The sequence below is a fragment of the Marinobacter piscis genome, from assembly GCF_007671655.1.
Taxonomy (GTDB): domain Bacteria; phylum Pseudomonadota; class Gammaproteobacteria; order Pseudomonadales; family Oleiphilaceae; genus Marinobacter; species Marinobacter piscensis.
This window is the reverse complement of record NZ_VCGX01000001.1, coordinates 852949-878832: the sequence shown is the minus strand read 5'-3', so window position 1 is coordinate 878832 and position 25884 is coordinate 852949. Positions and strand designations below refer to the sequence as shown.

Below are 25884 nucleotides of genomic sequence, written 5' to 3'. Positions count from 1 at the left end.
GTCACTGAGACGCCTTTACCTCTGAAACCCAGTCGCCGTAACCTGCCGCCGCCATTTCTTCCAGTGGAATAAACCTGAGCGCGGCAGAGTTCATGCAGTAACGCTGCCCAGTGGGGTCCGGACCATCATTAAAGACATGCCCTAAGTGAGAATCGGCAAAGCGACTGCGAATCTCGGTACGGGTCACAAAGAAGCCCTTGTCTTCTTTTTCAACAACCATATCGGAGCTCAGCGGGCGGGTAAAACTCGGCCACCCGGTCCCCGACTTGTACTGGTCGCGGGACGAAAACAGGGGCTCGCCCGACACAATGTCCACATAGATGCCAGGACGGGTGTTGTCCCAATACGCATTGCTGAAGGCACGCTCGGTGTCGTCTTTCTGCGTAACCTCATACTGAATGCTGCTCAGGCGTTTTTTAAGCGTGGCCGGATCCGGTTTGGTGAAGGCGTCCGGATCAAAGCCTTTGCTGGCGCTGGCCTGATCATCCACCGGTGGTTTGAACTGGCTGAAATCCAGCTCGTAGTCGTCGCCGTAAACCTCTTCGATAAACTGGTAACGGCCAGAGTTGAAGGTATAGAACTTGTAGCGCAGCGGGTTTTTCCTGTAATAATCCTGATGGTATTTTTCGGCCGCATAAAAAGTATCCAGCGGCACAATTTCAATCACCACCGGTTTGCTGTAGATACCCGACGCCTGCAGCTGCTTTTTGGCGGTTTGCGCCAGCCGTTTTTGTGCGGCGTTGTGATAAAAAATGGCAGGACGATACTGCTTGCCCCGATCCACAAACTGGCCGTCTGCGTCGGTTGGGTCCATCATTCGCCACAGCCCCTGTAGCAAACCTTCATAGGTGATCCTTTCCGGATCATAGTAAACCTGTACGGCCTCGGTATGGCCGGTTTTACCAGCCGACACCTGATCGTAGGTGGGGTCCGGCTCATCGCCCCCGGCGTAGCCGGAAACAGCCTCCACCACTCCGGGGATTTTTTCAAACCCGGCTTCCACACACCAGAAACAGCCGCCAGCAACGGTCGCAACCTCCAGGCCTGGGTCAGAAGGCGCGTACTCACTTGCGCTGTCTGTACCTGCCATGGCACTAACACTATAGAAAGTACTGAGCACTGCAAAAAGCACAGTGGTAACCATCGCTGATATTTTTCGACTCATCCTCTCTCTCCCGGAAGGTCAGGCTGTTTTGACAGCTTATCTGTTTTCCGGTTCCATAAAAAAAGCCCGGAGTGCAGTGGTGCACTCCGGGCTTTTTTGTTTAGCCGTGATTTATACAAGCAGGTTGTACAGAAAGACAATAACAACCGCGACCGGAGTGATAAAGCGCAGCATGTTCAGCCACAGGCTGAAGGCGCCACTGCTCAGCTTCAGATCATCCTTCAGGGACTCTTTAGCAACAAACCAGCCGACAAAAATTGCCGTTAACAGGCCAGACAGCGGCAGCATGATGTTGGCGGTAAAGAAGTCCAGAAGATCGAAGATTGTTTGCCCTTCAAAGCGCTCAAACATAGCCAGCGGAGTAACGTCGGACCAGACGTTCAGCGATAGTATTGTGGTAATACCCAGCAGCCAGCACAAAAAGCCAACCGAAAGAGCGCTGCCGGAACGGCCCATACTTGTGTTTTCCTCTACCCACTCTACAACCGGCTCCAGCAATGAAATACCGGATGTCCAGGCCGCAAACACAAGAAGTATGAAGAACAGAGTGCCAAACAGGCTGCCCATGGGCATATTGCCGAAGGCCAGTGGCAAAGTCTGGAAAATCAACCCTGGTCCGGCTCCGGCCTCGAGCCCGTTGGCAAATACCACCGGAAAAATGGCGAGACCGGCAAGCAGGGCAACAACGGTATCCATCAGGCCAATGCTGACAGCCGTGCGCCCGACGGCAATATCACGCCCCAGATACGAGCCGTACGCCATCATAATAGCCATACCCAGGCTCAGCGTGAAAAACGCGTGGCCGAGCGCAACCAGGACACCATTAATTGTCAGCGCGCTGAAATCGGGGGTAAACAGGAAGCTCACCGCCTCACCAAAATGGCCGGTGGTGGTAGCGTAACCCACGGTGATTAACAACAGCACAAACAGTGCCGGCATAAGAATGGTCACAGCCCGCTCCAGGCCATGTTTGAGACCTCGGGATACCACCAGTACCACCAGGGCCATAAACAATGTGTGCCAGGCCAGCAGCTGCATAGGGCTTGCCAGCAGGCCACTGAACAGGTTGCCGACAGACTCGGCTGTACCGCCGGTAAAGTCTCCCATGGCGGCATGGCTTACATAGGATGCCGCCCAGCCGCCGATAACGGAGTAAAAGGACAAAATTGCAAAGGCAGCGAGCATACCGATCACAGCGGAAATCCGCCACGCTGGCGACCTGAGGTTGCGCTCAGCTACCAGCTTCATACTGCCGATGGGGTTATGCCGGCCACTGCGGCCGATGAATATTTCCGCCATCATGATCGGCACGCCAATAATAGCGATACACAGGAGATACACCAGAACGAAGGCTCCGCCCCCGTTTTCACCGGTTACATAAGGGAATTTCCAGATGTTGCCGAGGCCGACAGCTGAACCTGTGGCCGCTAGAATAAACGCAAAACGGGAAGACCAGAGGCCTCGCGCTCTCCCAGGGTCTTGGTCCGGGGCAGGGTTATACTGAGTCATTTTATTGTTCCTGTGCTTTTGGCTGAGGAATCACAAGTTGAGGATGCCACAGACATTTTCCGGGCAACTGGGTGAGGATTCTGCCAGTACTGGCGCCGGGATGCCAGCCGTAAGGGCAGTCTCCTGTACCATCCGACCGGAGCGCACCTGTGGGTCAGGCTGCTCCCGCCAGCCGGGCCCGGGGGTGAAGGCGGGCATTGATCCAGAGTGAAAAGGCGATAACCGCACCACCTGTAGCCAGTCGCTGCAGGTCTGCATCCTGATTCCAGATCAGAAGATTCACTAACAACCCCGCCGGGACCAGGACATTATTCATAATGGCCAGTGTGCCGGCATCGACTTTACAACCTCCCCGGTTCCACAAAAACAAACCAAGCCCGGAGGCGGCTACGCCCAGCCACGTCAGTATGCCCCATTGCAAAGCGGTTGTTGGCAGGCGCTCTGCGCTGCCAAAAATCATGAAGGAAGGCAGGGCAATCAACAGTCCCCCCATAAAGAAATACCCGAAGGTGCGGTGCGCAGGTATATCCACCGGGTAACGACCCATAACGTGCTTATAACCCACCTGGCCGCCAGCAAACGCAAGGTTGGCCACCTGCAGTAACAGGAAGCCGGTAATAAAATCTTCGCTCAGGCCATCATAACGAATAATGCCCGCACCAAAGGTGGCGATGGCGGCAGCCACAAGCGCAATGGGAGAAAACCGCCGGGACAGGGCATCGTCAATCAGAGTGACATAAAGTGGCGTAAATATAGTGAATAACAACACTTCCGGCACGGTCAGATAACTGAAAGAACGGTAAAGGCACAGATAGGTCACCCCGAACTGCAGCATGCCTGCCACTAAAATCCCCAGCCGGAGGCCTCCGGGCACACCCCGCCAGCGTGTAAACGGCAGGAAAATGAGCGTTGCCAGCAGGACCCGGCTCAAAACGGCGAAGTCACTGTCTACCTGTCCGGCGAGAAACTCGCCAATCAGACTGAAAGAAAAAGCCCAGAGTACGGTTACAAAAACCAGTAGTCCCATATGCACTGCCACCCGGAAAATTGGACGAATACTGTAGCGGTTTTCAGTGCTGTTTTCAGTATCTTTGCGCGCAATTCCCTATGACGTACTCCATCACACTCAGGTAAGCTGTTCTGCGCCCTGCAACCCGGATCAGTATTTTATGGATGAAGTTCACCAGCCTTTGCCCGAAGTTCGTAAATCTCTGGTTTCACGAACTCTGACCGAGTGGAAAACCCTGGCTATTCTTGGCGGACCAATCCTGATTGCCCAGATCGCCCAGATAGCCAATGGCGTGATCGATACGGTGATGTCTGGCCATGCCAGCGCAGAAGACCTGGCCGGCGTAGGCATAGGCAGCAGTCTCTGGACGCCCCTGTTCCTGTTTTTTATGGGCACACTGGGGGCGTTGCAGCCCATTATTTCTGGTTACAATGGCGCCCGCAGAACAGAAAAAGTAATGCCTGCTACCTGGCAGGGCCTGTACATTGCCGGTACTGGCTCCATTATTATGATTCTGCTACTCACCAATGTGCACCCGATTCTGAAAGGGCTGAACCTCGAAGCCGATACGGCACGCATCACCCAGGGTTACCTGAATGCGTTTGTCTGGGGGATTCCGGCTCTGCTTTTAATGGCTGCGCTCCGGGGCCTGACCGACGGCCTGGGGCATACACGGGTGATTATGGTGTTTGCCGTACTGAGCACCTTGTTAAACCTGCCGCTGAATTATATTTTTATTTACGGAAAACTCGGGCTCCCGGCCATGGGCGGTGTTGGCTGTGGCTGGGCAACGTCTCTTTCCAACGGGGTTGCGGCCATCGCAATGCTCATCTATCTGAGCCGCAGCAAACTGTACAAACAGTTTAATCTGATTGCAGCCCGTGCCAGGCCGGACACAGCCCTGATTCGCTATATCCTGAGCGTTGGTCTGCCCATCGGGTCCACCATTTTTGTGGAAGTCAGCGTTTTTTCCGTAATTGCATTATTTCTTGCGCCGCTTGGCCCTGTTGTGGTGGCGGGCCACCAGATTGCGCTGAACGTGGTCTCCCTGCTGTTCATGCTGCCCCTGAGTATCGGAATGGCGCTGACATTAAGAGTCAGTTTTCTTATGGGGGCGGGTGCTCCTGACACGGCTCGCCTGATTGCCCGCAGCTCTCTGATTCTTTCTGCGGCGACAGCGCTGGTGTTTGCCACCTTCCTGTTCACCTTTTCGCACAGTATCTCCGCCTTATACACCAGCGACACAGAGGTACAGGCAGTGACCGTAAGCCTGTTGATGTTTGCGGCTCTCTTTCAGGTTGCCGATGTGATCCAGGTTACCTGCATCAGCGCACTGAGAGGCTATAAAGATACAGGCATCCCTATGGTGATCATGCTGTTCTCATTCTGGGGCGTGGGGTTACCGCTGGGCTATACGCTCACGTTCACTGACCTGCTTGCCCCTGCCATGGGGGCCGCAGGGTTCTGGGTAGGACTGACCGGAGGGCTGGTCTGTGCCAGCGTGTTGCTGGGGTGGAGACTGTTTCATTACCGCCCGGAGACAGGCCTTTAGCGCAATCGCCGGCCGGTGTCAGGCGGTAAAGCACTCAGCTCTGGCCCAAAGCCCGGGAGTGGTGGTTCAGATGATCATCGATAAACGAAGCGATAAAGAAATAGCTATGATCGTAGCCCTTTTGCATTCGCAGATTTATCGGATGGTCATGCTGCTTACAGGCCTCCACCAACGCATCCGGATTCAGCTGGGTTTCCAGAAACTGATCCTCCGTACCCTGATCAATCAGCAGAGGCAGACGCTCTGTAGCTTTCGGGATCAGCAGGGTTGCATCCCATTCTTCCCACTTTGCCGTATCATCACCCAGGTAGCCCTTGAATGCCTTCTGGCCCCAGGGGCATTCAGTCGGATGTGCAACGGGCGCAAACGCAGATACAGACGCATAGCGTCCCGGATTGTGAAGCGCACAGATCAGTGCTCCATGACCGCCCATGGAGTGGCCGCTGATGCTGCGTTTGTCGGTTAGCGGCAACTCATTCTCAAGCAACTGGGGCAACTCCTTAACCACATAATCGTACATGCGATAATGAGGCGCCCAGGGTTGCTCGGTGGCATTGACATAAAAACCGGCGCCACTGCCGAAGTCGTAGCTGTCGTCCTCTCCGGGCAGGTTAACGCCGCGGGGGCTGGTGTCCGGACATATAATCGCGATGCCCAGTTCCGCTGCCTTTTTATGGGCGCCCGCTTTTTCCATAAAGTTTTTATCGGTGCAGGTAAGCCCTGACAGCCACCACAGAGCCGGCACGCGTTGGGGGTTTGCTCCCACTGCAACCGGCGGCAGGTACACAGCAAACTCCATTGTGCACTCAAGCGTCGCAGATGTGTGGCGGTAGCGACGATGCTCTCCGTCAAAACTGACGTTAGTGGATAACAGTTCCATAGCGCCCTCTCAAGAAAGTAACGGCTTGATCAGTTATTGGCACCGCTGCGCTTTGAAAGCTCCAGCCCGCAACCAATCCGGGCAAGCTCAGCCAGCACGGCGGTGCGCGTGACAATGCCAATGAGTTTTTCGTTTTCAACCACAGGATACACTTTTGGCTTACCAGAGCCGAGCTTCTGGGCCAGGTCCACGATCGCCATGTCGGGATCAACCGGTAAGGGTTCGTGGAACATAACATCGTCTACCACCGGGTCACCTTCGCAGTGATAGTTACTGACCAGAAGTGCGTGGATGCAGTCCTGCTCAGACACAAACCCCACCACATGTCGTTTGTCATCAACCACCGGCAGCCCGGTGATATGGTTTTCCAGTAATGTCCGGACCACTTCCGTAAGTGGTGTTCCACACCTCAGTGGCGCAATATGATTGGACATTATATCGGACACTCTGAGCGCACTCATCGCTGACTCCTCGACTGGTTGATCAACCCGGCAACCATAGCCGGGCCAGAAAGCCTTACTGTACTCTAAAACAATAGGCAATCGGCCCCGTTTCCTCAATTTCCTTTATCAGACAGTTTACACATGCTCAGATCTGACTAAACTCGTTCCGCTGAACCCCTTACCTGAATCAACACCGCATCAGGGCCAGGCACACACAAAGAAAGGAAGCCCATGGAAGCCATTGAAAACATCATAGGTACAGTCAACGAACTGGTCTGGGGCCCTCCCATGCTGGTCCTTATTCTTGGCGTAGGACTGTTTCTGAGCCTGGGTCTGAAACTGATGCCGATGCTGAACATCGGGTCCGGTTTCCGGCAGATGTGGAAAGGCCGCAGCGGCGCCGGCTCAGAGGGCGAGATTCCGCCCTTCCAGGCACTGATGACCGCCCTGTCCGCCACAGTCGGAACCGGCAACATTGCCGGCGTGGCAACGGCGGTTTTCTTAGGCGGCCCCGGCGCCTTGTTCTGGATGTGGCTCACGGCACTGGTGGGTATGGCCACAAAATACTCAGAAGCTGTGCTTGCGGTGCGCTTCCGGGAAATTGGCGAGGGCGGCTCCTACGTGGGCGGCCCCATGTATTACATCCGTAACGGCCTTGGTAAAAAATGGGCGTGGCTGGGCATATTGTTTGCGACCTTCGCCGCCATTGCCGGCTTCGGTATCGGCAATACCGTTCAGGCCAACTCGGTTGCCGACGTTATGGAAGCCACGTTTGGCCTGCCACACTGGATTACCGGTATTATTCTGATGGTGCTGGTCGCGCTGGTTCTGATCGGCGGCATTCGACGCATCGGACAGGTGGCCAGTGCCCTTGTACCGCTGATGGCCATCTCCTATCTGATTGCCGGGCTCGCGGTTCTGGCGGTGAACCTCACCAGCATCCCTGAAGCCTTTACCCTGATCTTCAGACATGCCTTCAGCTCTGCCGCCGCCGAAGGCGGGTTTGCCGGCGCGGCCGTCTGGGCCGCTATCCGGTTTGGTGTAGCCCGGGGGATCTTCTCCAACGAAGCAGGTCTGGGCTCTGCGCCAATCGCCCATGCCGCTGCCCAGACCCAAAACCCGATCCATCAGGGTATGGTTGCCATGCTGGGTACGTTTATTGACACCATTATCATTTGCACCATCACCGGACTAGTCATTATAACATCGGGGGTCTGGACCTCCGGTGAGTCCGGCGCGGCACTCACCTCCATGGCCTTCTCAGAGACCCTGCCAGGTGTTGGAGGCTACGTGGTTACTATCGCTCTGGCCGTGTTCGCATTTACAACCCTGCTCGGCTGGTCTTTTTATGGCGAACGTAGTGTTGAGTTTCTGTTCGGAGGCAAGGCCATTGTGCCTTACCGGGTTGCGTGGATCCTCGCCATTCCGCTGGGTGCTACGGTAAACCTCGGGCTGATCTGGCTTGTGGCTGACACCCTGAACGCCATGATGGCTCTGCCTAACCTGATCGCTCTTATGCTCCTCAGTCCGGTTGTGTTCAGACTGACCAAAATCCATTTTGAACAGAGTAAAGCGGCGGGTTAAATGAGCTGGGTCAACACCCCCCTTGTAATACTGTGGTTTGGCACCAATGATTCTTGTATATACTCATTAAACTGGCCCGGTAGCATGACTGCCGGATAATCAAATAAGATCGTAAAAAGCAGCATCAAAGGAGAGTAAATATGACTTTACGACTAGGCGATACCGCACCGGACTTCGAACAGGATTCCAGTGCAGGCAGGATTTCCTTCCACGACTGGCTGGGTGATGGCTGGGGAGTGTTGTTTTCCCACCCGGCAGACTTTACGCCTGTGTGCACAACCGAACTGGGGCTGACAGCAAAGCTCAAAGACGAATTTGCCCAGCGCAACGTTAAAGCACTGGCATTAAGCGTCGACCCGGTTGACTCCCACCATGAGTGGATCAAGGACATCAACGAAACCCAGGGTTGCACGGTGAACTTTCCGATTATTGCAGACCACGACGGAAAAGTTGCCGAACTGTACGACATGATCCACCCCAATGCCGACAGCACACTTACGGTACGCTCGCTGTTCGTGATTGATCCGAACAAAAAAGTTCGCCTGATCATCACCTATCCGGCCAGCACCGGCCGTAATTTCAATGAAATTCTGCGGGTGATTGATTCTCTGCAGCTGACCGATGACCACAAAGTCGCCACCCCGGGCAACTGGGAACGCGGCGGGGATGTGGTAATTGTGCCGTCGCTGCAGGACGAAGATGAAATCAAGCAGCGCTTCCCGAAAGGCTACAAAGAGGTGAAGTCTTACCTGCGGATGACACCAGACCCGAGTACCAACTGGGGCGGTGACTGATAAACCACAGGCACTGAATGCAAAAGCCGGACAGTTGCGAGCAACTGTCCGGCTTTTTTCGTTTTATATGTCTGCCTGACTGTGATCAGAAGGCCGGGACAACCGCACCTTCATACTTCTCTTTGATAAAGTCCCGCACAGCATCAGACTTCAGCGTCTGGGCCAGTTTCTGCATAGCCTCGCTGTCCTTGTTGTCAGGCCGCGCGACCAGAATGTTCACATACGGTGACTCGGAGCCTTCAATGATCAGAGCGTCTTCAGACGGATTCAATCCGGCTTCCAGGGCATAGTTGGTGTTGATAAGGGCCACATCTACCTGACCGAGAATCCGGGGCAGTGTTGCCGCTTCCAGCTCTTTAAAGTCGAGGTTTTTGGGGTTCTCGGCAATGTCACGGGGAGTTGCCGTAATCTTGCTGTCTTCTTTCAGGGTAATCAGCCCTGCTTTTTGTAGCAGCAACAGCGCCCGGCCACCGTTGGTGGGATCATTGGGAATAGCGATAACCGCGCCTTCCTGAAGCTCATCCAGAGAATCTACCTTGTTGGAGTAGGCACCAAACGGTTCAATATGAATACCGGCAACGGTCACCAGGTTTGTGCCCCGGCCTTCATTGAACTCGTCCAGGTACGGCTGGTGCTGGAAGAAGTTGGCATCCATACGCTTCTGGTCTACCTGAACGTTTGGCTGAATATAGTCGGTGAAGACTTTCACATCCAGCTCCACGCCCTGCTCTGCCAGCTTTGGCTTCACAAATTCCAGCAGTTCCGCATGGGGTACAGGTGTTGCGGCGACCGATAGGTTCTCTGCGGACACTGCGGCAGAGAAAACGGAGGCGGCAGCGAGTGCTACCAGGGCTTTCTTGAGGTTCATTCAATTCTCTCCTGTTAATTTCTGTTATTTGCGGCTGAAATACAGCACAAGACGGTCACCAATCATCTGCAGTACCTGCACGAAAATCACCAGCAGCGCGACCGTGATGACCATGACATCGGTCTGAAAGCGCTGGTAACCAAACCGGATCGCCAGATCACCCAGACCACCGCCGCCGATAACACCCGACATGGCTGCATAAGACACCAGCGTGATCGCCGTAACCGTTATACCGGCGATAATGCCCGGAAGCGCCTCGGGCAGCAAGGCACCGAAGACAATCTGCCGCACATTGGCGCCCATGGCCTGAGTCGCTTCAATGATACCCCGGTCGACTTCCCGCAGAGAGGTTTCCACCAAGCGGGCAAAAAAGGGCGCCCCGCCGGCAACCAGGGGAGGAATGGCACCCGCAACGCCCAGAGACGTGCCAATCAGCATCACGGTAAACGGTATCATCACGATCAGCAAAATAATAAAAGGTATGGAGCGCAGTACGTTGACCACAAACGACAGTACTGCATAGGCAACCGGCTGCTCCAGCAGCTGACGCTTGCCGGTCAGAAACAGCAACACACCGACAGGCAAGCCTGCCAGAACACTGAACAGCAGCGACATGCCGACCATCACAAGGGTGTCCCAGCTTGCAACGCCGATTTCCGGCCAGTCCACGTTACTCAGTAAAATATCCATCAGCGCACCACCTCTACGTGAACATCGGCTGCTTCCAGAGCCTCCATGGCAACCTCAAGGTCACCACCAACCAGCGACAGGGTCAGCTGACCATAGGGCGTGTCCTTGATGTGATCAATACGGCCGGAAAGAATGCTGAAATCAACACCCGAAGCGCGAGCTACACTGCCCAGCAACGGCTGGTAGGTGGACTCGCCCCTGAATGTCAGTCGCAGGATACGACCGCTGGCTTTTTGCAGGTCTTGCTGACGTTCCTGGCTGTCGACGCTCTCGCTCTCAAACACAAAATCCCGGGTGGTCGGGTGCTGGGGATGCAGAAACACATCGCTGACCGCGCCCATTTCCACTACCCGGCCCCCGTCCATAACCGCAACCCGGTCGCACACCCGGCGCACGACATCCATCTCATGGGTGATCAGCACAATGGTAAGGCCAAGCTCTTTGTTGAGGTCGCCAAGCAGGCGTAAGACAGACTGTGTGGTTTGCGGATCCAGGGCGCTGGTCGCTTCATCGCACAAGAGGATTGTGGGCCGGCAGGCCAATGCCCGCGCAATCCCAACTCGCTGCTTCTGGCCACCGGAAAGCTGGGACGGGTACTTATCGGCCTGATCGGTCAGGCTCACACGGGCAAGCAACTCTTGCACACGCTCGCGGATCTCAGCTTTGCTGTAAATGCCCGCCAGTTTCATCGGGAAGGCAATGTTGTCAGCAACGGTTTTCGAAGACAGCAGATTGAAGTGCTGGAAGATCATTCCGACTTTGCGGCGAAAGGCCCGAAGTTCCGCGGCGCTGTAGCCGGTAATATTCTCATCATCAATCAGAATGTCGCCGCCGGTAGGGGGCTCCAGCAAGTTGATCAGGCGCACCAGGGTGGACTTTCCCGCCCCTGAGTGCCCGACAATACCGAACACTTCGCCGGTTTCAATGGTCATATCTGTCGGAAGCAGCGCGGGGATCGCCCGGCCGCCTACCTGATACGACTTCTGTACCTGGTTAAATACAATCACGGTCAGCGCCTTGTGGGTGCAGGAATAAAGCAGGCGATTATAAACTATTCGCCTGCCAAACCCGAATCCGGGTTTTCCTCAGACCCCAGGGTTATGACCGCTCGGGCAAACTCAGTGCAGAGCCCGCAGTTGCCGTGGGTACAACGCGGCACTGACCTCCGGCTCTTCAAGAAGATCAGCCAGCTCCATGTCTACCGCTGTTTCCTCGCCATGCTCCGGCAAAGGCTCAAACAACGTGCTTAGCCAGGATGCAATCGACGGTTCTTCATCGCGCTTGTAGTCCGTAGACAGCGCCTTGATACGACGAAAGCCGACAATACGCCGGTGCTTCGGATCCCGGATCTGCTCAAACCCGCGCCAATACACATGATCCCGGGTATGCAGCTGCACGAACAGTGTGTCTATAGGGTGGGTGGTGTCCTCCTCGGTACTGTCTTCTACGGTCTCGATACTGCGTTCGTCTTCTTCGGCGTCGGCCTTTTTCTCCCGGATGGTGGTCCAGGCGGGGTAGAGCACCGCCACCGCATCTGCTTCAACATGCTCACGGGCAGCGCGTATGATCAGCCCCCAGCGCGCCTTGTCGGCATCGGTTTCAAGTGAGTTGATGGGCAAGTCGTAGCTTTGTTCACTGGCCAGAACAATCGCCATCATCGGAGCGTCAAGCTCTCCCATGGCTTCTGCCTGTGCTACGGATACCAGTTCATCGATTGCCATCGGTTGGTTCATAATACGCTCGCCTCCTCGATGCCATCAGGGTATATCAGGGAAATGCCCCTGATATACAGCATAGCCTGTTACGCGTTGAAAGATAAACGTGGGGCTGAATCAGCGAATCACAAGCCCTGTCCCGGGAATGCCGCATCAAGGCGCTGGTAATGACCCTGCCAGGGAGAAGCCGCTTCAAGCTGCGCTGCCAGCTGAAGCAATACACCCTCACCGCCGTGCGCTGCACCGAACTGTACCCCCACAGGTAAGCCTTCGGTTGTCCAGTGAACGGGCACTGACATGGCGGGTGTACCGGTCAGGTTGGCCAGCTGGGTAAACGGTGTCCGGGCCAGGCTTTCCAGAGCCATCTGATCCGCCTGGCCACTGCGATGCACCGTTTTTCCAGCCTTCAGAGCCAGCATTATTTTTGCCGCTATTTTCAGGTGCGCGGGTGTTTCCAGCTCGCCTATCCGGGCAGGCATCTGGCCGGTCGTGGGGCTGAGGTATAAATCATAATCCGTGAAGAACGCCCCCAGTGCCCGGGCAAATTCGTTCCACTGCTGGCGCAGGAGCACATAATCCGACAACGGCAGAGTCTCTCCCAGCATGCCCAGCAGGCGGGTATCCAGCTCAAAATCCCGATCACTCGCTCCCTGTTCTTTCCGGGCTTTAGCAATCATGGCAGACACTTCGCCAAAATAAAGGCCAAGATAACAGCGCGCCATCGCCATCCCGTCGAACTCCGGCTGGGCGTACTCAACAGTGTGTCCCAGGTTTTCCAGTATTCGCGCGGTTTCCTCAACAGCTGCGACGCACTCGGGCGCCACGTCTGTGTCATAAGGGGATGACGTAAACATACCAATTTTCAGGTGGCCAGGTGCTTTGTGCACCAGGCTGGCATAGGGTTCGGCGGGCGCCGGAATCACAAAAGGATCACCCGAAGCGGGCCCGCTAAGTAAGTCAAGCATGGCAGCGCTGTCCCGCACGGTGCGGGTAACCACATGGTCCGATGAGGCCCCTGTCCAGGCCTCGCCCAGCATAGGGCCACTGGGAATACGCCCACGGGATGGCTTAAGCCCGAACAGTCCGTTATACGCGGCCGGGATACGGATTGAGCCTCCACCGTCATTGGCGCCTGCCATGGGGACAACGCCCGCAGCCGTCGCCGCACCCGAGCCTCCACTGGAGCCTCCGGGCGTCAGGCTGGTATCCCAGGGGTTACGTGTGGGCCCCCAGAGTTCAGACTCGGTAATTGCCTTAAGGCCGAATTCCGGTGTTGCCGTCCGCCCCAGAAAAACCAGTCCACCCTCACGGGCGCGGTGTACAAACTCTGAATCCCGGGCTGCTATGTTGTTGCGAAAGCCACGGCTGCCATAGGTGCAGGGTTGCCCCGCCTGCTCCTGAGCCAGATCCTTGAGAAGCAAGGGAACACCGGCAAACGTGCCCTGCTCTGGGAACTCTTGGGCCAGGGCTTCGGAAAACCGGGGAAGGCAGATGGCATTGAGGGAAGCATTCACAGAGCTTGCCCGTTCCACGGCTGCCTCGCATACTTCTCTGGAACTTACCTCACCACGGCGGATAAGATCTGCCAGTGCAGTGGCGTCATAACGAAGATATTCAGATTGCTTCATAAAGGCGTCCATTTGTTATTGTAATGCCCGGAGTGCCGCGGACATGTCGCTTATGATTTCAAGATTTGCCAGCTTACGTCAGCTTACCCTGTTTTTCATCCTGACCGTCCTGGCTCAACCCTCTGCTTTGGCAGAGGAAAACCAGGCAGAGAGTGAAACGGCTGAATCCGAAGGCTGGAAGGCTATCGTGCGAAGCTCGCCGTACTGGGTCAGCCAGGGCGTTTACCGGAACATCCTGACTATTCGCCGCTGGGTGCTGGCCGAAAACGGTTACTGCTCAAATCCCGAGCGCCACATTCTGTTTGATATGCGCGGGCAGTTTCTGGGCTGGATCAGCAACGACGCCGACCGGGAAGTCACCCAGAAACGCCTGAACGACACCCGTCAGTCCCTTTACCAGGAAGAGCGCGCCCAGGAGTGGATTGCCGGTGACGCCGGTACCAGGGGCTACCCCTTCGCTCTTGCCTGCGATCAGCCCCATGTGGACCTTGATGCCTCCATCAGTCGCTATCTGGGCAAAAGTGACGAAGATCGCCTGTGGGGAGCCTGGGACGACCTTTCCTTCGGCAGCAAAGAACGCCCGGGGTCGCTGCATGAAGCGCTGATGCATGTCACTGAAACCCGCCAACAGCAGGGCCGTCTGACACTGCCTGATAATCTGCCAAGGTACCTGGCCGGGCAACTTTTGATTGAAAGTGGCGCCCGGGTTCGGGCGCATTCCAGCGCCAATGCCAGGGGGATCCTTCAGCTGTCACCGCCCGCCCTGAAAGACTGCCGGATCCGGCCCAGAAATTACTGGAACCGGCTGGCGCAATTTGATTGCGCCTTGCGCCTGACGCATCAGAATGCCCGCAACCTGCAACCCGTTTTCGACGAGCGCTTTGGGCACCTGCCTGAAAGCAAGCAGAATGAGCTTTTTCTGCTTTTACTGGTTCAGGCCTATCATGGGGGTGCCGGCCGTGTGCAGGCACTTCTCGATGACGAAACTCTGGCAAAACCGGCGGAGTATTTTGCAGTACATCACGAACGCTATTCAGCAGGTGATATCGCGTTCGGCATGGTCTTCCACAATCTGGGCCGGGACAGGCTTGGGCTGGCGTCATTGTATTACGTGGCCGATGTGCAACTGGCAACGGAGGCCCTGTGCCAGACAGCTGGGCTCAAGTCCACGGCGCTTTGCGACCGGGAGTAGTCCTACACCGGGTTGCCAGGAGGGGGCATTACCACAACCTGGTTACGCCCTTGTGATTTCGCAAGGTAGGTGCCCTCATCGGCCCTTGCGACCACGTGTTTGGAATCATGATCTTCAGGCACCAACTCCGTCACACCAATACTGACCGTAACGCCGAATTTCCGGCCCTTCTGCTCCAGCTTGCACGCTTCAACACGGGCCCGGATTCCCTCTGCCAGGGTTATTGCCCGGTCTAGCCCGCACCCGGGGAGTATAATCCCGAACTCGTCACCGCCTATACGAGCAACAGTATCGGACTGGCGCACCGATTCTTTGAACACTCCCGCAAGGCACTGCAACAACTCGTCGCCGAGCAGGTGACCGCCCTCATCATTCACCGGTTTAAAGCCATCAAGATCAATCATCAACAGCACAGAACGCGTATCTTCATCCGCCGGCTCTGTCAGGCATTTAGTCAATGCAGCATTGAATGCGCGACGGTTCAGCAGTTGTGTCAGGGGGTCGTGGGCCGCTTCCCAGGATAGCCGCTCCTTCTCACGCCGGCGCTCAGTATCGTCCCGCAGCACAAGCACCAGGCGCTCGTTTTCTTTGCCATGGCGAATGTGAATCATGCTCAGATCCACATCCAGAATCTCGCCGCTGTGATTACGGAGGGTGGCATAAAGGCTGTACAGCCGGTCCTGCTCCAGAAACCACTCCCTGGGAAGTACCTTCTCTTCATGCTCAATAGCGATCAGTTCAAACACATTTTCACCCAGAAACTCTTCGCTGGTGCCCAGAAACCGCCCCACGGCGTGATTCGCATACCGGATACGACCGCTGGTATCTGCCATCAACACCCCTTCCCGAATCACTTCAAGTATGCTTTCTGCGCGCCTTTGCTCATCCCGGAGTGTTGCCTCCACTTCCAGTTCCCGGGAAATGTCGCGCACAATGGTGATGGTTCCCATGACCTTTTCCGGCGTGGCCATTGGCGCAGTGGTTATCTGACACCAGACCGGATGATCAATATCCACACCCTGCAACCGGAACCGGTTCCTGAAAACCTTCTGTTTCTGGCGGGCCTGCTGCCAGCCTTTAATCACCGCATCACGATCGTCGGGCAAGATACAATCGAACAGGTGCGAACCACTCACCTCCTCCTGTGTCAGGCCGCTGATACTTTCGAACGCCGGGTTTACAAACTCAATACGACCCAGCACATCGGCCTGGACAATACCCACAGGTGCACCCTGGGTAAGCGAGCGGAAAAACGCCTCTCTTTCAGCCAGAATACTCATCGCATGGTCGCGTTCATCCATGACCGTGTTGAATATATCAGCCACCTGGTTAATTTCTGACCATCCGGAACTGCCTACAGGGTCACTTCTCAGGCCCAGGTGACGTTCATACACCTGTGTTCCCAGTGTCTGCAGGGGCGCCATAAGACGCCGGAAGCGCCACATGGCAACCGGAACAACCAACAGAAGCACTGCCAGCAAGACCCACAGAAACGCATCTTTAATCCGGATTGTGGAGGCGTAGGCTTCACGGGCTGGCCAGACAGCGGCTACAAACCAGGGTACCTGCGCCATCTGCCTGATCGACAGAATAATTTTTTCCCCTTGGCTGTTGCGTGTCTGAGCCGTTCCCTCAAAGCCGTCCATAGCATCAGCCACAATCGGATTGGCGCCTCTCAGTGGCTGCATAACTTCACCATTCCGACCATTAGCCAGTACGGTGCCATCGTGGGTGACAACAGCGATATACCCGGTGTCACCGATGCGGATACGTAAAAGCTCTTCAATCAAATGGTCGCCTGCAAGGGAAATAACGCCCCCGAGCACTCCGATAAACCGCTGTTTATGATCAAACACGGGAACAGCCAACATAACCGAGGGTGAACCCTGGTAATGCGAACGATAGGGCTCACTGATAACCGGAGTTAATTGTGTTGATGCTTTCTGGAAATACAGACGATTACTGACATCGGTACCAATCATTCCCCGGGTGCCCGGGTACCCGGCAATGGCTTTGCCCTGCTCATCAATGAGATAAACCGCATCAAACAGCTGGGATAATGCCCCCTGTCGACGCATACGCGCCTTTGCCTGCACCCCGAATGAATCCCGGCTCATGGATAACTCCTGCGCCACATAACTCAACGTTTCCAGGCGTTGTGACAACGTGTCGTCCAGATCACTGGCGGCAAGCCGGGCTATGGTTGTCACCTGATCTGCTGCCTGCTGTTCGAGTTCCGAACGGCTGAGCAATGTCCCGGCGACTACAACCAGCAGTGCCGTTACAACGACAACTCCTACAACAAACAGCACAGCCCGGTTAACCAGGCTATCAAGCCAGCGCCTCATCAACACAACAGCAACGCTTCCTCTTTTTATCAATTGCGAATTAATAATAACGCCCCGAGTTATCGTCAATACACGCGTGGAATGTATTCCACAACGATAGGAATCTTAACAGGCTTCTGCCTTTGAGAGGGTTACAGGCTTGCAAACACAATGAGAATCATTATCATGACGCATCACATTCAAAGCACAGTGGTTACCGCCATGATGAATTTCCTGGCCCCGTCCAGCTCCGGGGTGGCTGACAGCCCTCTCCATCAACTTCTAGCCATGGGTGGCCCCGTCATGGTGGTGTTGCTCGTAATGGCAATACTGGGCTTTATCACCTTTATTTATTTGATGCTCCTTGGCGCTCTTTACGCACCAAGGCTGTCCGGGAAGCTTAAGAAGGTGATTACACTTTGGCAACGGGACCCTTCCAGCGTTAACCCGCAGACACTGCGCCAGCAGGCCGGCGCGTGGACCAAGCTGAACCCTCTGCATCACCTGGTCACCAATACCATTGAAGCGCAACAAAGCGGCGAGAGTGACCAACAGACCCGGGAAACCCTGAGCCGGGATGCGCAACAGGGACTTGAGCCGTTTGAAGCCCCGCTGAAAATCATTGAAGTCATTGCCGCCCTGGCCCCGTTACTCGGTCTGCTGGGGACAGTTTTGGGCATGATGGAAGCCTTCAGCGCAATGGCCGCCACAGAAGGCCGCGCCAATGCGTCGCAACTAAGTGGCGGGATCTATGAAGCACTGACCACTACCGCGGCAGGCCTGGTTGTCGCCATTCCCTTCGCCGCTCTGGCGGCCTGGATTGAATTCCGGTTGCGACGCATTCACTCCGTCGTTAACAACACTCTGGTGACTGTACTGAGCGTCAAGCCTGACGCCATTGCCCAGCAGCCCGAACCTGTTTCAACGCCGGATGCTCGCCGCCAACAGGCGGAGCCCGGGAATGCGCAGGATTCTGAAAACTACGGCACTCAGCGCTTCGCCCATGCAACTGGTTAAACCCCGGCCCAGCCGGCCCATGCCTATACGTCTGACACCACTGATCGATGTGGTGTTCATTCTGTTGGTCTTTTTTATGCTCACCAGCCGACTTTTGCCTGTCGACCACCTGGAGCTGGCGAACAACACGGACAACCGGAGCAGGGTTACAGGTGAGCCTTTGCCCCTGCTGCTTGTTACTGAAAGTGGCAAGATAGAGTGGCAAGACCTTACTCTGCCGCTCGACCAGCTGTTACCCCGGCTTCGTAGCGAGGGCATTTCCGAGGTGAACCTGACAACCGCATCAGACACCCGGCTGAGTCTGTTCACGGCCACTCTGAGCGAGCTGTCTGGCAGTGGCATTCAGGCCCACTGGAAACGTGCGACCGAAGAAACACCATGACTGATCTGGTTCCACCACCGTCTGCCTCTGGCAAGTCCCTCATGGAGCGCGTCGAGGACGCACTTCTGCCCCTGATCAACCTGGTTTTTCTGTTGTTGATGTTTTTTATTGTGGCAGGCCAGCTCGCAGATGACCCTTTGCCCGAACTGCCGGCCACCTCTGCAAGCACGGAGCAACAGCCGCCCCACGCGGATATTCTGGTCAACGCCCAGGGAACCTGGCGAGTTGACAGTAAAACCGTGGATGCACAGTCCTTGCTTCAGCAGTTGCCCGAACCGGACACCCAGAGCCCTCTGAAAATCGCTGCCGCCAGCAGTATTAGCATGGCAGATCTTGAGACGCTGCTTCGTACCCTGGAACAAGGGGGTTATGAAGACATTCTGCTGCTGACGGAGCCGGAAACATGACGGTTTCGGGAAAAGGTGCTCGCCTGTGCCTGCTGGCGATTGCTGTGGTACTGGCTGCAGGCATTCTCGTGGCGGCTGTCCCTGACACCCCTGTAAAAATCACGCAACCCGGTAATGCCGAGGTCACCACTGCGCCTGCTATCAGGATTTCCCTTGCAGACGCTCCCGCCCCGGCGGAGAACGCAAACCCGGAACCTGCACCAAAGCCTGAAAAAGAACAGCCACCCGAGCCTGAGCCCGAGCCTGAGCCTGAGCCTGAGCCTGAGCCTGAGCCTGAGCCTGAGCCTGAGCCTGAGCCTGAGCCTGAGCCTGAGCCTGAGCCTGAGCCTGAGCCTGAGCCTGAGCCTGAGCCTGAGCCTGAAACACGGTCGCAACCTGAAGAGCCGACTGCAACTCCCGAAGTACAGACACAGGACTCTACAGCAGAAACAGACGTCAACGAGCAGCCTGAACCCGCAAATGAAAATGCAGAAGCAGAGGCACAATCATCCGTGCCCCTGCAGAAGGCCGGTAACCCATCTGCCGTTGATGATTACCTGGCCCGACTCAGCCGACACTTGTCCCGCTTTTATGAGTACCCGCGCCGGGCCCGCAGGCTGAGGCAGGAAGGCACACCGGTCATCACCTTCGAGTTCCGCCGGGATGGCTCACTGGTCGGCCACAGCCTGCGCGAAGAATCTGGCCACACACTGCTGGACAAGGCGGCCCTGGCCATGCTCAAACAAGCAGCGCCGTTACCCCCCGTGCCCGATGATATGGCCGGTCGCACCTTCAGCTACGCATTACCCGTCAGATTTAACCTGCGCTGACCCCGGCTGGCTAAGCAAGTTTTTGCCCGGCCAGCCATTCCTCGCCCGAAACTTGGGCAAGGGCTTGCCCACAGCATGCCCCACCTTTCGGGAAAACCTTTAACCACTTGTTTATTCTTGTATTTTAATACTTGGCATGGGCTTTGTTTATACATAGCTGTCCAGGGACGTACCCAGGGACATTTACTCATTCAAACGTCACGGAGCAGACTATGCCAACTCCTTGTTATATCGCGATCGAAGGCCAGACCCAGGGGAACATCACCGCGGGTGCATTCACTTCCGATTCCGTCGGCAACATCTATGTCGAAGGTCATGAAGACGAAGTACTGGTTCAGGAATTCAGTCACGTAGTGACCGTTCCCACCGACCCCCAGTCCGGCCAGCCCTCCGGCCAGCGTGTCCACAAGCCGTTCAAGTTCACCTCTGCACTGAACAAAGCTACACCGCTGATGTACAACGCCCTGGCATCTGGCGAAATGCTGCCCAAGGTTGAGCTTAAGTGGTACCGCACGTCTGTTGAAGGCAAGCAGGAGCATTTCTTCTCCACCATCCTGGAAGATGCCACCATCATCGATATCAACTGCACCATGCCCCACTGTCAGGACGCCGCCAGCGCGGATTTCACCCAGCTGGTTACTGTTTCCCTGTCCTACCGCAAGGTCACCTGGGAGCATGCCGTTGCGGGTACTTCCGGTGCTGATGACTGGCGTTCGCCGATCGAGGCGTAATTTACCGCTTTGATGTCAAAAAGAGGGGTCAAGACCCCTCTTTCGCCATTCAATCTATCAAAAGGAATTTGATAGTGAGCAACATTAATTTAACTGAGGAAGAAGTTGCGGCCGTTCAGGCGATCATCACTGCGTTTTACAATGAGCGCATCGCAAGCCGATTTCATACCGGCAGCATAACGCCAGAGACATTAGAGCTTATTGCGCAGCTGATTACCGAGAGCGATGAATGCAGTCGTTGGATAGATGCTGTGCCAAACCCCAAAGACCTGCTCGCGCCGGCAAATGGTATCCGAAAATGGGCAATCAGAGTGATCCGTGCCGCAGGAGAACCTTTTGTTCGAGGCTCGGTTAAACTCAGCCTTACCTGCAAGATGACTCGTGGGCTACAATTCAGAAGCCCACTGGAAGCTTCACTGAGATAAGATAAGGACACATAAAGCCAATGAAGTTCATTGCAATAGCGACACTCATTTTTGCTCTTTCTGGCTGCGCATCTACCAAATCAATATCATTGTCACCCAGCCAAGAGTACGCGGTGTCAGTGCAATCATCCTTATTTGATACTTTGCGCATCGACAGCAACGAAACAAGCCTCTTTCGTAACGGGAAGTTCATCGGATTCATCCGAGTCGAGCCCGTACCCAGGGAAATTCCTTCAACCTCTGATTTCCTGAGCAAACTCAGATCCGACTCGGAATCAGAGACCGTTGAAACAAACTCGCTCAGCTTTTCCTCAGGGTTCAAAGGGTTCTCTGCGAAGTACCGTAATTATCTGACCGGCTATTTGGTCAATGAGGAGCACCCCGATTCCATCCTTATTTTCAGCTTTCCAGAAGAGGAATTTGATAAAATTGCTGGATCGATATCACCCGGTATCTAACGATTTTTTTGTGATTTCTTGTTGTGGGTGGTGACTTGAACAGATTGTCCGCCGCTACGCGACCCACTTCCTACCATTGGCTGCAAACTCCACCACTAAGTCGAAAACATTTTACTCGACAGGGAAAACCATATCCCGCTTGTCAGCGCGTTGAAGCCTCGTACATGCTGCAGTCGCTGCAACAGCGCCTGCTCAATGTTGTCTTCCGAAATAAAATTAGCCATCGGCCTGCCGACTCCATGGACCGGGTGGGTGCCAGATTTCCCTGGGGGCATCCTTTGCGCTGCGCGCCATCACAGGACTGAGAAACTCAACCACCGCTTCTACAACTTCCGAAAATGCCTCTGGCACATGGTCTTGGCCAAGGCGTTTACGGAAAGCCTGCCATTGTGGCTGCTTGCTGTCCATGAAGGCGTCAGAAAAGGGACTGTTATCAGGAATTTCCGTGCCTCGTTTCCGAAAAGTCGCTTCAACCGCACCCATCAGGTGCTCCATCCGGAATTCGTGCTGACGCGAGAGCAGCCAGATATCGTAAAAGTCCTTCATGCGACTGTTCAGTTCACCCAGGTTCACCATTGCCTGGAACTTCTCCGCAATAGACGATTCCGGCGTGTAACACTTGATTCGTGCCTTGGGGAAATCCAGCAGGGCCGGAAACTCCAGCCAGGACGGAAAGGGAAATATAGGATCGCCAAAGCCGATATCCAATTGCATCAATATCCTGGCCTTGTCGAGAAAGCCGGTGAATGTCACCCGCAATCCCTGGTAGTCCGCGTCCTCAGTAATAGCCTCAGCCTTCAGGGTACCCGAATCGAAGCGCAAGCCATCGTCCGTCACCTCGGTCGTGATTCCGTTGATTGATTCCATTCACAGCTTGGCTTCCACATAGGGTGCCATCACATTACCGACCCGGCAGATTCGGGCGTACTCCATCAGCTTGCCGGGACGAAACGTTTTCCGGGTGCGATAAAGCTCCAGCGCCTCCAGCACGACATCCATGCCAATACGGTTGCGGAACTTGAAGCAGTCCGCCAGGGTTTTCTCCGGGTTGTAGACGTTCAGAGTAATGCCATCCACGTCCACCTTTTCAATGCCTGCACTAAAAGCCGGCCCGGAGAATCGGTACCCGGCCACCGGCGGATAATCCAGCACTGGCAGGCGGGCATCCCGCTCCACCGCCAGATGCACCTGATGGGGAATCTGTGTGGTGATGCTATGCCAGTCCAGCGCGGAAATCAGGCAAAGCACCGCATTCGGAAAACGGGTAACGGCAGCCACCAGATCCGGGTTTTCAATGGGTGGCAGTTCTGCTAGCCGGTACAACCCACGGCTGACTGGCTCAATCAGCCCTTCGTCCCGAAGCTGATAGAACTGGTACCGGCTAAAACCTTGAGCCAGCGCTTCGCTCAGGCGTAGCTGGCCGCCGTGCTGTCGAAACAGGGTTTGGAGTTGTGCTCGAGAGAATCGGGCAGAACCAGAATCAGACAAACCGTCACCACTTATTGGTATCTGGTGACAGTTTGTCTGACTACCATCAGGAGTTCAAGCGGCGGATTCGTCGGCGCTATCCGACTCGTCATTCTGCATGGAAGGCGGAAGCTGGATATTCAGGTTTTCCACGGGGGGCATCGGAGCGACTCTAAACAAAATTGCACCTTTGAGCCATAGCAAACCTGCCAGCCCAACGTTATTCTGGTGCAAACCCATTATTCGTGCCTGCAGACACTCTGCCCAGTAACATCCATGAGCAATTCCAACGATTACGCCCGAAAACTCGGCAAGCTGATGTGCAATGCCACAGAACAGGTTTTGTGGCCAGCTGCCGCAAGCCGGGTTCAGCAGCGCTTACCTGGCAGCACCCTGGCGTGCCGGGTGGGTTCCGGTCAGGCTACCTATCACCGTTTTGACCCACAGCGAAAGCAGCATACGATTACCTACGGTCTGCGCATGATTCAGGCTAAACACCACCCTCATACAGCAGAGGGCTGGCTTTCCAGCCGGGAAGTTCATCAGCGGGGGTACTTTGGTGGACAGCTGAGCACGCTGAATTTACTGGCGCACACCTGTTGTCACGAGTTTGCCCACCTGCTGCAACAAAACGCCGGGAAGCGTTATCGGGGCTCGGTACACAACCGGCACTTCTACGGTATTCTGGATGAATTGCATAACAACGGCAGTGCCCATGAGGTGCGGCAGATACTGGCGGAACACAGCAAACAGTCTGGCGTGTCACTGCCTTCGCGACCGTTTGAGCTGCCTGACCCGGATGTTCAACGAGCCCGCTGGCGTGTTGGCGAGGCTGTGCTTTTTGCCCAGGGGCTGCAGGAATTCCAGGGCAGGATCACCCGAGTCAACCGTAAAACCTGCACTGTTGCCGGCACTGGCCAGTTCCGCGGCAGACGTTACCGGGTGCCGCTACAAATGCTGAAGCAGGCCAACCTCAGTTAAACTTTATGTACTGATTGCGTTCGGAGATCTGGTCATTCAGTGTCCAGAAATCATAAAGGACACCAATCAGGAAGAGGCCGCCGGTTAACAGGTAAATAATCCCGGTGATCCACTTGCCCATATACATCCTGTGCAAACCGAACACGCCGGTGAAGGTCAGCAGCAGCCAGCCAATGTTGTAGCTTACTTCGCCTTCGCGAAACCGGTGATCGGCCTGCTCATCCATGGCAGGTATCAGAAAGAAGTCGATAATCCAGCCAATCAGGAACAGGCCAAACGTAAAGAACCAGAGGGTTCCCGTGATCGGTTTGCCGTAATAAAAACGGTGAGACCCTAAGAACCCGAAGATCCAGAGCAGGTAACCAAACAATTTACTGTGGGTATCCGGTCGGATAGTCATATCGGTTTCCAGATGCTGCTGAATTCAATGCTTAATATGAAGCTAGCCCTGTAATTCCACAACCCCTTGCCGCCACAATCGCCATTCTCCGGGCTTGTAGATGTCCCACTGCTCATCACTGGTCAGTGGCTCGGTTACTATCACGCTGACGATATCGTTGGGCGTGGTTTCCGCTTCAAAGTCCACAATCACGTCGGCATCTTTCAGTCTCGCGGGGCCAAAGGGAGCGCGGCGCGTAATGCTGGCCATTTTCGTGGTGCAGTAGGTAAACAGCCAGTCGCCGTTACTCAGAAGCAGGTTGAAAACACCCTGGGCGGCAAATGACCGGGAGAGCTGAACCAGATGTTCTGTGATGGTTTCTGCAGAGTCCTCCCGATCACAATGTGTGCGCAGGTGATTGAGCATCTCGCAGAACAGCCCCTCGCTGTCGGTGTCGCCTACCGGTTCATAAAACCCTGGCGCAGGCCGGAATCCGGAAAGCTGTCCATTATGGGCAAATACCCAGTACCTGCCCCAGAGCTCGCGCCTGAAGGGGTGGGTATTGGCCAGGCTGGTCCCGCCCACATTGGCCTGGCGAATATGGCAGATAGCCACTTCGCTTTTGATTGGGTGGGTCTGCACCACTTCCGCAAGCCGGGAGTTTGAGCTGGCATCCACATCGTGGAACGCTCGCACACCTTTGCCTTCATAAAATGCCACACCCCAGCCGTCCTTGTGGGGACCGGTGTCGCCACCCCGACGCGTCAGCCCGGTGAAGCTGAAGCAAAGATCCGTGGGCGTGTTGGCGCTCATCGCCAGAAGCTCGCACATAACAGTATTCGGCTCCGTACCGAGTGAATTTCCCTAATGGTATTTAACCCAGCAGGTTATCCAGAGGTTCTTCGTAGCTGGGCGCGAAGACCTTCATAAAATAGACAACCTCGGGCAATCCCTCCTGCTCAAGCCGTTGCCGGATTTGCTTTTCAGCCGGCTCAAACTCACGGTTACCCGCCCGCACTTCGGCCTGGCACTTCAGCCAGGCGGACAAACGGTCTGCCGCCTTGATCAACTCGCGATCCTCAGCCGACTGCCGGGACTCCTGAAGGTACGGTGAGAAGTCATCACGCAGGTCGGGTGGCAGTAACGCCAGCAACTCTGCCTCTGCCTTGTGCTCAATATCGCCAAAGGCCTCTCGCATCACCTGTGAATGATATTTTACCGGGGTGGGCATATCACCGGTAATCACTTCCGTTGCATCATGGTAAAGCGCCGCCGCTGCAATGCGGTCCACATTGACCCGGCCATCAAAATGCCGGTTCCGGATAATGGCCAGTGCATGGGCCAGTGTCGCCACTTCCCAGGAATGCGTGGCCACGTTTTCCTCAATGGCATTACGCATCAGGCCCCAGCGCTTGATCCAGCGCAGACGGGACACATACGCGAAAAAATGACTCACAGGGTTTGGCATTCGC

General features: G+C 55.5%; 28 protein-coding genes. 12 read left to right on the top strand and 16 right to left on the bottom strand.

Annotated elements, in window-relative coordinates; all coding sequences use genetic code 11:
• Position 1: 1 nt before the first annotated feature.
• The 3 genes from msrB to FFI95_RS04020 all read right to left on the bottom strand — a co-directional run bounded on the left by msrB (position 2) and on the right by FFI95_RS04020 (position 3701).
• Positions 2 to 1165, bottom strand: coding sequence for a peptide-methionine (R)-S-oxide reductase MsrB (gene msrB / locus FFI95_RS04030; protein WP_144821095.1), 1164 nt, complete (start codon positions 1163 to 1165; stop codon positions 2 to 4).
• A gap of 111 nt (positions 1166 to 1276) precedes the next feature.
• Complete coding sequence (locus FFI95_RS04025; RefSeq protein ID WP_144821094.1) at positions 1277 to 2674, bottom strand: sodium-dependent transporter; 1398 nt, start codon at positions 2672 to 2674, stop codon at positions 1277 to 1279.
• A 154-nt stretch (positions 2675 to 2828) separates the two neighbouring features.
• Positions 2829 to 3701 carry a carboxylate/amino acid/amine transporter gene (locus FFI95_RS04020; RefSeq protein WP_144821093.1) on the bottom strand — a complete coding sequence of 291 codons (873 nt, stop codon included), beginning with the start codon at positions 3699 to 3701 and terminating at the stop codon, positions 2829 to 2831.
• Positions 3702 to 3843: 142 nt separating this feature from the next.
• Here FFI95_RS04020 and FFI95_RS04015 point away from each other — a divergent pair, with 142 nt between their 5' ends.
• Positions 3844 to 5235: an MATE family efflux transporter gene (locus FFI95_RS04015; protein ID WP_144821092.1), complete on the top strand. Its 1392-nt coding sequence runs from the start codon at positions 3844 to 3846 to the stop codon at positions 5233 to 5235.
• Between the two features lie 34 nt (positions 5236 to 5269).
• Here FFI95_RS04015 and fghA read toward each other — a convergent pair whose 3' ends face one another.
• Both fghA and FFI95_RS04005 read right to left on the bottom strand, forming a co-directional pair.
• Positions 5270 to 6115 (bottom strand): S-formylglutathione hydrolase, encoded by an 846-nt coding sequence (gene fghA, locus FFI95_RS04010; protein ID WP_144821091.1) that lies wholly within the window; start codon positions 6113 to 6115, stop codon positions 5270 to 5272.
• Between the two features lie 29 nt (positions 6116 to 6144).
• A complete protein-coding gene (locus FFI95_RS04005; protein ID WP_144821090.1) occupies positions 6145 to 6576 on the bottom strand; it encodes a CBS domain-containing protein in 432 nt (143 codons plus the stop codon).
• Positions 6577 to 6789: 213 nt separating this feature from the next.
• Between FFI95_RS04005 and FFI95_RS04000 the strand changes: the two genes are divergently transcribed.
• Positions 6790 to 8142, top strand: coding sequence for an alanine/glycine:cation symporter family protein (locus FFI95_RS04000; protein ID WP_144821089.1), 1353 nt, complete (start codon positions 6790 to 6792; stop codon positions 8140 to 8142).
• A gap of 140 nt (positions 8143 to 8282) precedes the next feature.
• Positions 8283 to 8936 (top strand): peroxiredoxin, encoded by a 654-nt coding sequence (locus FFI95_RS03995; protein WP_144821088.1) that lies wholly within the window; start codon positions 8283 to 8285, stop codon positions 8934 to 8936.
• Between the two features lie 85 nt (positions 8937 to 9021).
• Here the strand turns inward: FFI95_RS03995 and FFI95_RS03990 are convergent, their stop codons facing one another.
• The 5 genes from FFI95_RS03990 to FFI95_RS03970 all read right to left on the bottom strand — a co-directional run bounded on the left by FFI95_RS03990 (position 9022) and on the right by FFI95_RS03970 (position 13837).
• Entirely contained in the window at positions 9022 to 9804 is a 783-nt protein-coding gene (locus FFI95_RS03990) for a MetQ/NlpA family ABC transporter substrate-binding protein (protein WP_144821087.1), read from the bottom strand.
• A gap of 24 nt (positions 9805 to 9828) precedes the next feature.
• A complete protein-coding gene (locus tag FFI95_RS03985) occupies positions 9829 to 10494 on the bottom strand; it encodes a methionine ABC transporter permease (RefSeq protein ID WP_144821086.1) in 666 nt (221 codons plus the stop codon).
• Positions 10494 to 11501 carry a methionine ABC transporter ATP-binding protein gene (locus tag FFI95_RS03980; RefSeq protein ID WP_144821085.1) on the bottom strand — a complete coding sequence of 336 codons (1008 nt, stop codon included), beginning with the start codon at positions 11499 to 11501 and terminating at the stop codon, positions 10494 to 10496. Before FFI95_RS03980 ends, FFI95_RS03985 begins: the two co-directional genes overlap by 1 nt.
• 111 nt (positions 11502 to 11612) lie before the next feature.
• Positions 11613 to 12227: a hypothetical protein gene (locus FFI95_RS03975; RefSeq protein WP_144821084.1), complete on the bottom strand. Its 615-nt coding sequence runs from the start codon at positions 12225 to 12227 to the stop codon at positions 11613 to 11615.
• 107 nt (positions 12228 to 12334) lie between these two features.
• Positions 12335 to 13837 carry an amidase gene (locus tag FFI95_RS03970; protein ID WP_186311955.1) on the bottom strand — a complete coding sequence of 501 codons (1503 nt, stop codon included), beginning with the start codon at positions 13835 to 13837 and terminating at the stop codon, positions 12335 to 12337.
• A 43-nt stretch (positions 13838 to 13880) separates the two neighbouring features.
• Here FFI95_RS03970 and FFI95_RS03965 point away from each other — a divergent pair, with 43 nt between their 5' ends.
• A complete protein-coding gene (locus FFI95_RS03965; RefSeq protein WP_306821735.1) occupies positions 13881 to 15029 on the top strand; it encodes a lysozyme family protein in 1149 nt (382 codons plus the stop codon).
• Between the two features lie 2 nt (positions 15030 to 15031).
• Here the strand turns inward: FFI95_RS03965 and FFI95_RS03960 are convergent, their stop codons facing one another.
• The gene (locus FFI95_RS03960; RefSeq protein ID WP_144821455.1) at positions 15032 to 17377 is read right to left on the bottom strand and encodes a sensor domain-containing diguanylate cyclase; all 2346 of its coding nucleotides are present in this window, start codon (positions 17375 to 17377) and stop codon (positions 15032 to 15034) included.
• A gap of 165 nt (positions 17378 to 17542) precedes the next feature.
• On the opposite strand from FFI95_RS03960, the gene FFI95_RS03955 reads away from it, so the two are divergent.
• From FFI95_RS03955 to FFI95_RS03925, 7 genes are all read left to right on the top strand, one after another.
• The gene (locus tag FFI95_RS03955) at positions 17543 to 18373 is read left to right on the top strand and encodes a MotA/TolQ/ExbB proton channel family protein (RefSeq protein WP_246069370.1); all 831 of its coding nucleotides are present in this window, start codon (positions 17543 to 17545) and stop codon (positions 18371 to 18373) included.
• Complete coding sequence (locus tag FFI95_RS03950; protein ID WP_144821454.1) at positions 18360 to 18755, top strand: ExbD/TolR family protein; 396 nt, start codon at positions 18360 to 18362, stop codon at positions 18753 to 18755. Before FFI95_RS03955 ends, FFI95_RS03950 begins: the two co-directional genes overlap by 14 nt.
• Positions 18752 to 19162 carry an ExbD/TolR family protein gene (locus FFI95_RS03945; protein ID WP_144821082.1) on the top strand — a complete coding sequence of 137 codons (411 nt, stop codon included), beginning with the start codon at positions 18752 to 18754 and terminating at the stop codon, positions 19160 to 19162. The genes FFI95_RS03950 and FFI95_RS03945 overlap by 4 nt, the downstream gene beginning before the upstream one ends.
• Positions 19159 to 19971 carry an energy transducer TonB gene (locus tag FFI95_RS03940; RefSeq protein ID WP_144821081.1) on the top strand — a complete coding sequence of 271 codons (813 nt, stop codon included), beginning with the start codon at positions 19159 to 19161 and terminating at the stop codon, positions 19969 to 19971. Before FFI95_RS03945 ends, FFI95_RS03940 begins: the two co-directional genes overlap by 4 nt.
• Before the next feature lie 212 nt (positions 19972 to 20183).
• Positions 20184 to 20702: an Hcp family type VI secretion system effector gene (locus FFI95_RS03935; RefSeq protein ID WP_144821080.1), complete on the top strand. Its 519-nt coding sequence runs from the start codon at positions 20184 to 20186 to the stop codon at positions 20700 to 20702.
• Positions 20703 to 20776: 74 nt separating this feature from the next.
• Positions 20777 to 21127 carry a hypothetical protein gene (locus FFI95_RS03930; RefSeq protein WP_144821079.1) on the top strand — a complete coding sequence of 117 codons (351 nt, stop codon included), beginning with the start codon at positions 20777 to 20779 and terminating at the stop codon, positions 21125 to 21127.
• Between the two features lie 20 nt (positions 21128 to 21147).
• Positions 21148 to 21585, top strand: coding sequence for a hypothetical protein (locus FFI95_RS03925; protein ID WP_144821078.1), 438 nt, complete (start codon positions 21148 to 21150; stop codon positions 21583 to 21585).
• A 216-nt stretch (positions 21586 to 21801) separates the two neighbouring features.
• Here the strand turns inward: FFI95_RS03925 and FFI95_RS03920 are convergent, their stop codons facing one another.
• Both FFI95_RS03920 and FFI95_RS03915 read right to left on the bottom strand, forming a co-directional pair.
• The gene (locus FFI95_RS03920; protein WP_246069368.1) at positions 21802 to 22452 is read right to left on the bottom strand and encodes a nucleotidyl transferase AbiEii/AbiGii toxin family protein; all 651 of its coding nucleotides are present in this window, start codon (positions 22450 to 22452) and stop codon (positions 21802 to 21804) included.
• Entirely contained in the window at positions 22453 to 23073 is a 621-nt protein-coding gene (locus tag FFI95_RS03915; RefSeq protein WP_246069361.1) for a type IV toxin-antitoxin system AbiEi family antitoxin domain-containing protein, read from the bottom strand.
• Between the two features lie 255 nt (positions 23074 to 23328).
• Here FFI95_RS03915 and FFI95_RS03910 point away from each other — a divergent pair, with 255 nt between their 5' ends.
• Positions 23329 to 24033, top strand: coding sequence for a hypothetical protein (locus FFI95_RS03910; RefSeq protein ID WP_144821077.1), 705 nt, complete (start codon positions 23329 to 23331; stop codon positions 24031 to 24033).
• Here the strand turns inward: FFI95_RS03910 and FFI95_RS03905 are convergent.
• The 3 genes from FFI95_RS03905 to yfbR are packed head-to-tail and all read right to left on the bottom strand — an operon-like array spanning position 24026 to position 25880.
• Complete coding sequence (locus tag FFI95_RS03905) at positions 24026 to 24433, bottom strand: NINE protein (protein ID WP_144821076.1); 408 nt, start codon at positions 24431 to 24433, stop codon at positions 24026 to 24028. The genes FFI95_RS03910 and FFI95_RS03905 overlap by 8 nt on opposite strands.
• 42 nt (positions 24434 to 24475) lie before the next feature.
• The gene (locus tag FFI95_RS03900; protein ID WP_144821075.1) at positions 24476 to 25243 is read right to left on the bottom strand and encodes a class II glutamine amidotransferase; all 768 of its coding nucleotides are present in this window, start codon (positions 25241 to 25243) and stop codon (positions 24476 to 24478) included.
• A gap of 43 nt (positions 25244 to 25286) precedes the next feature.
• A complete protein-coding gene (gene yfbR, locus FFI95_RS03895) occupies positions 25287 to 25880 on the bottom strand; it encodes a 5'-deoxynucleotidase (protein ID WP_144821451.1) in 594 nt (197 codons plus the stop codon).
• Positions 25881 to 25884: the final 4 nt, after the last annotated feature.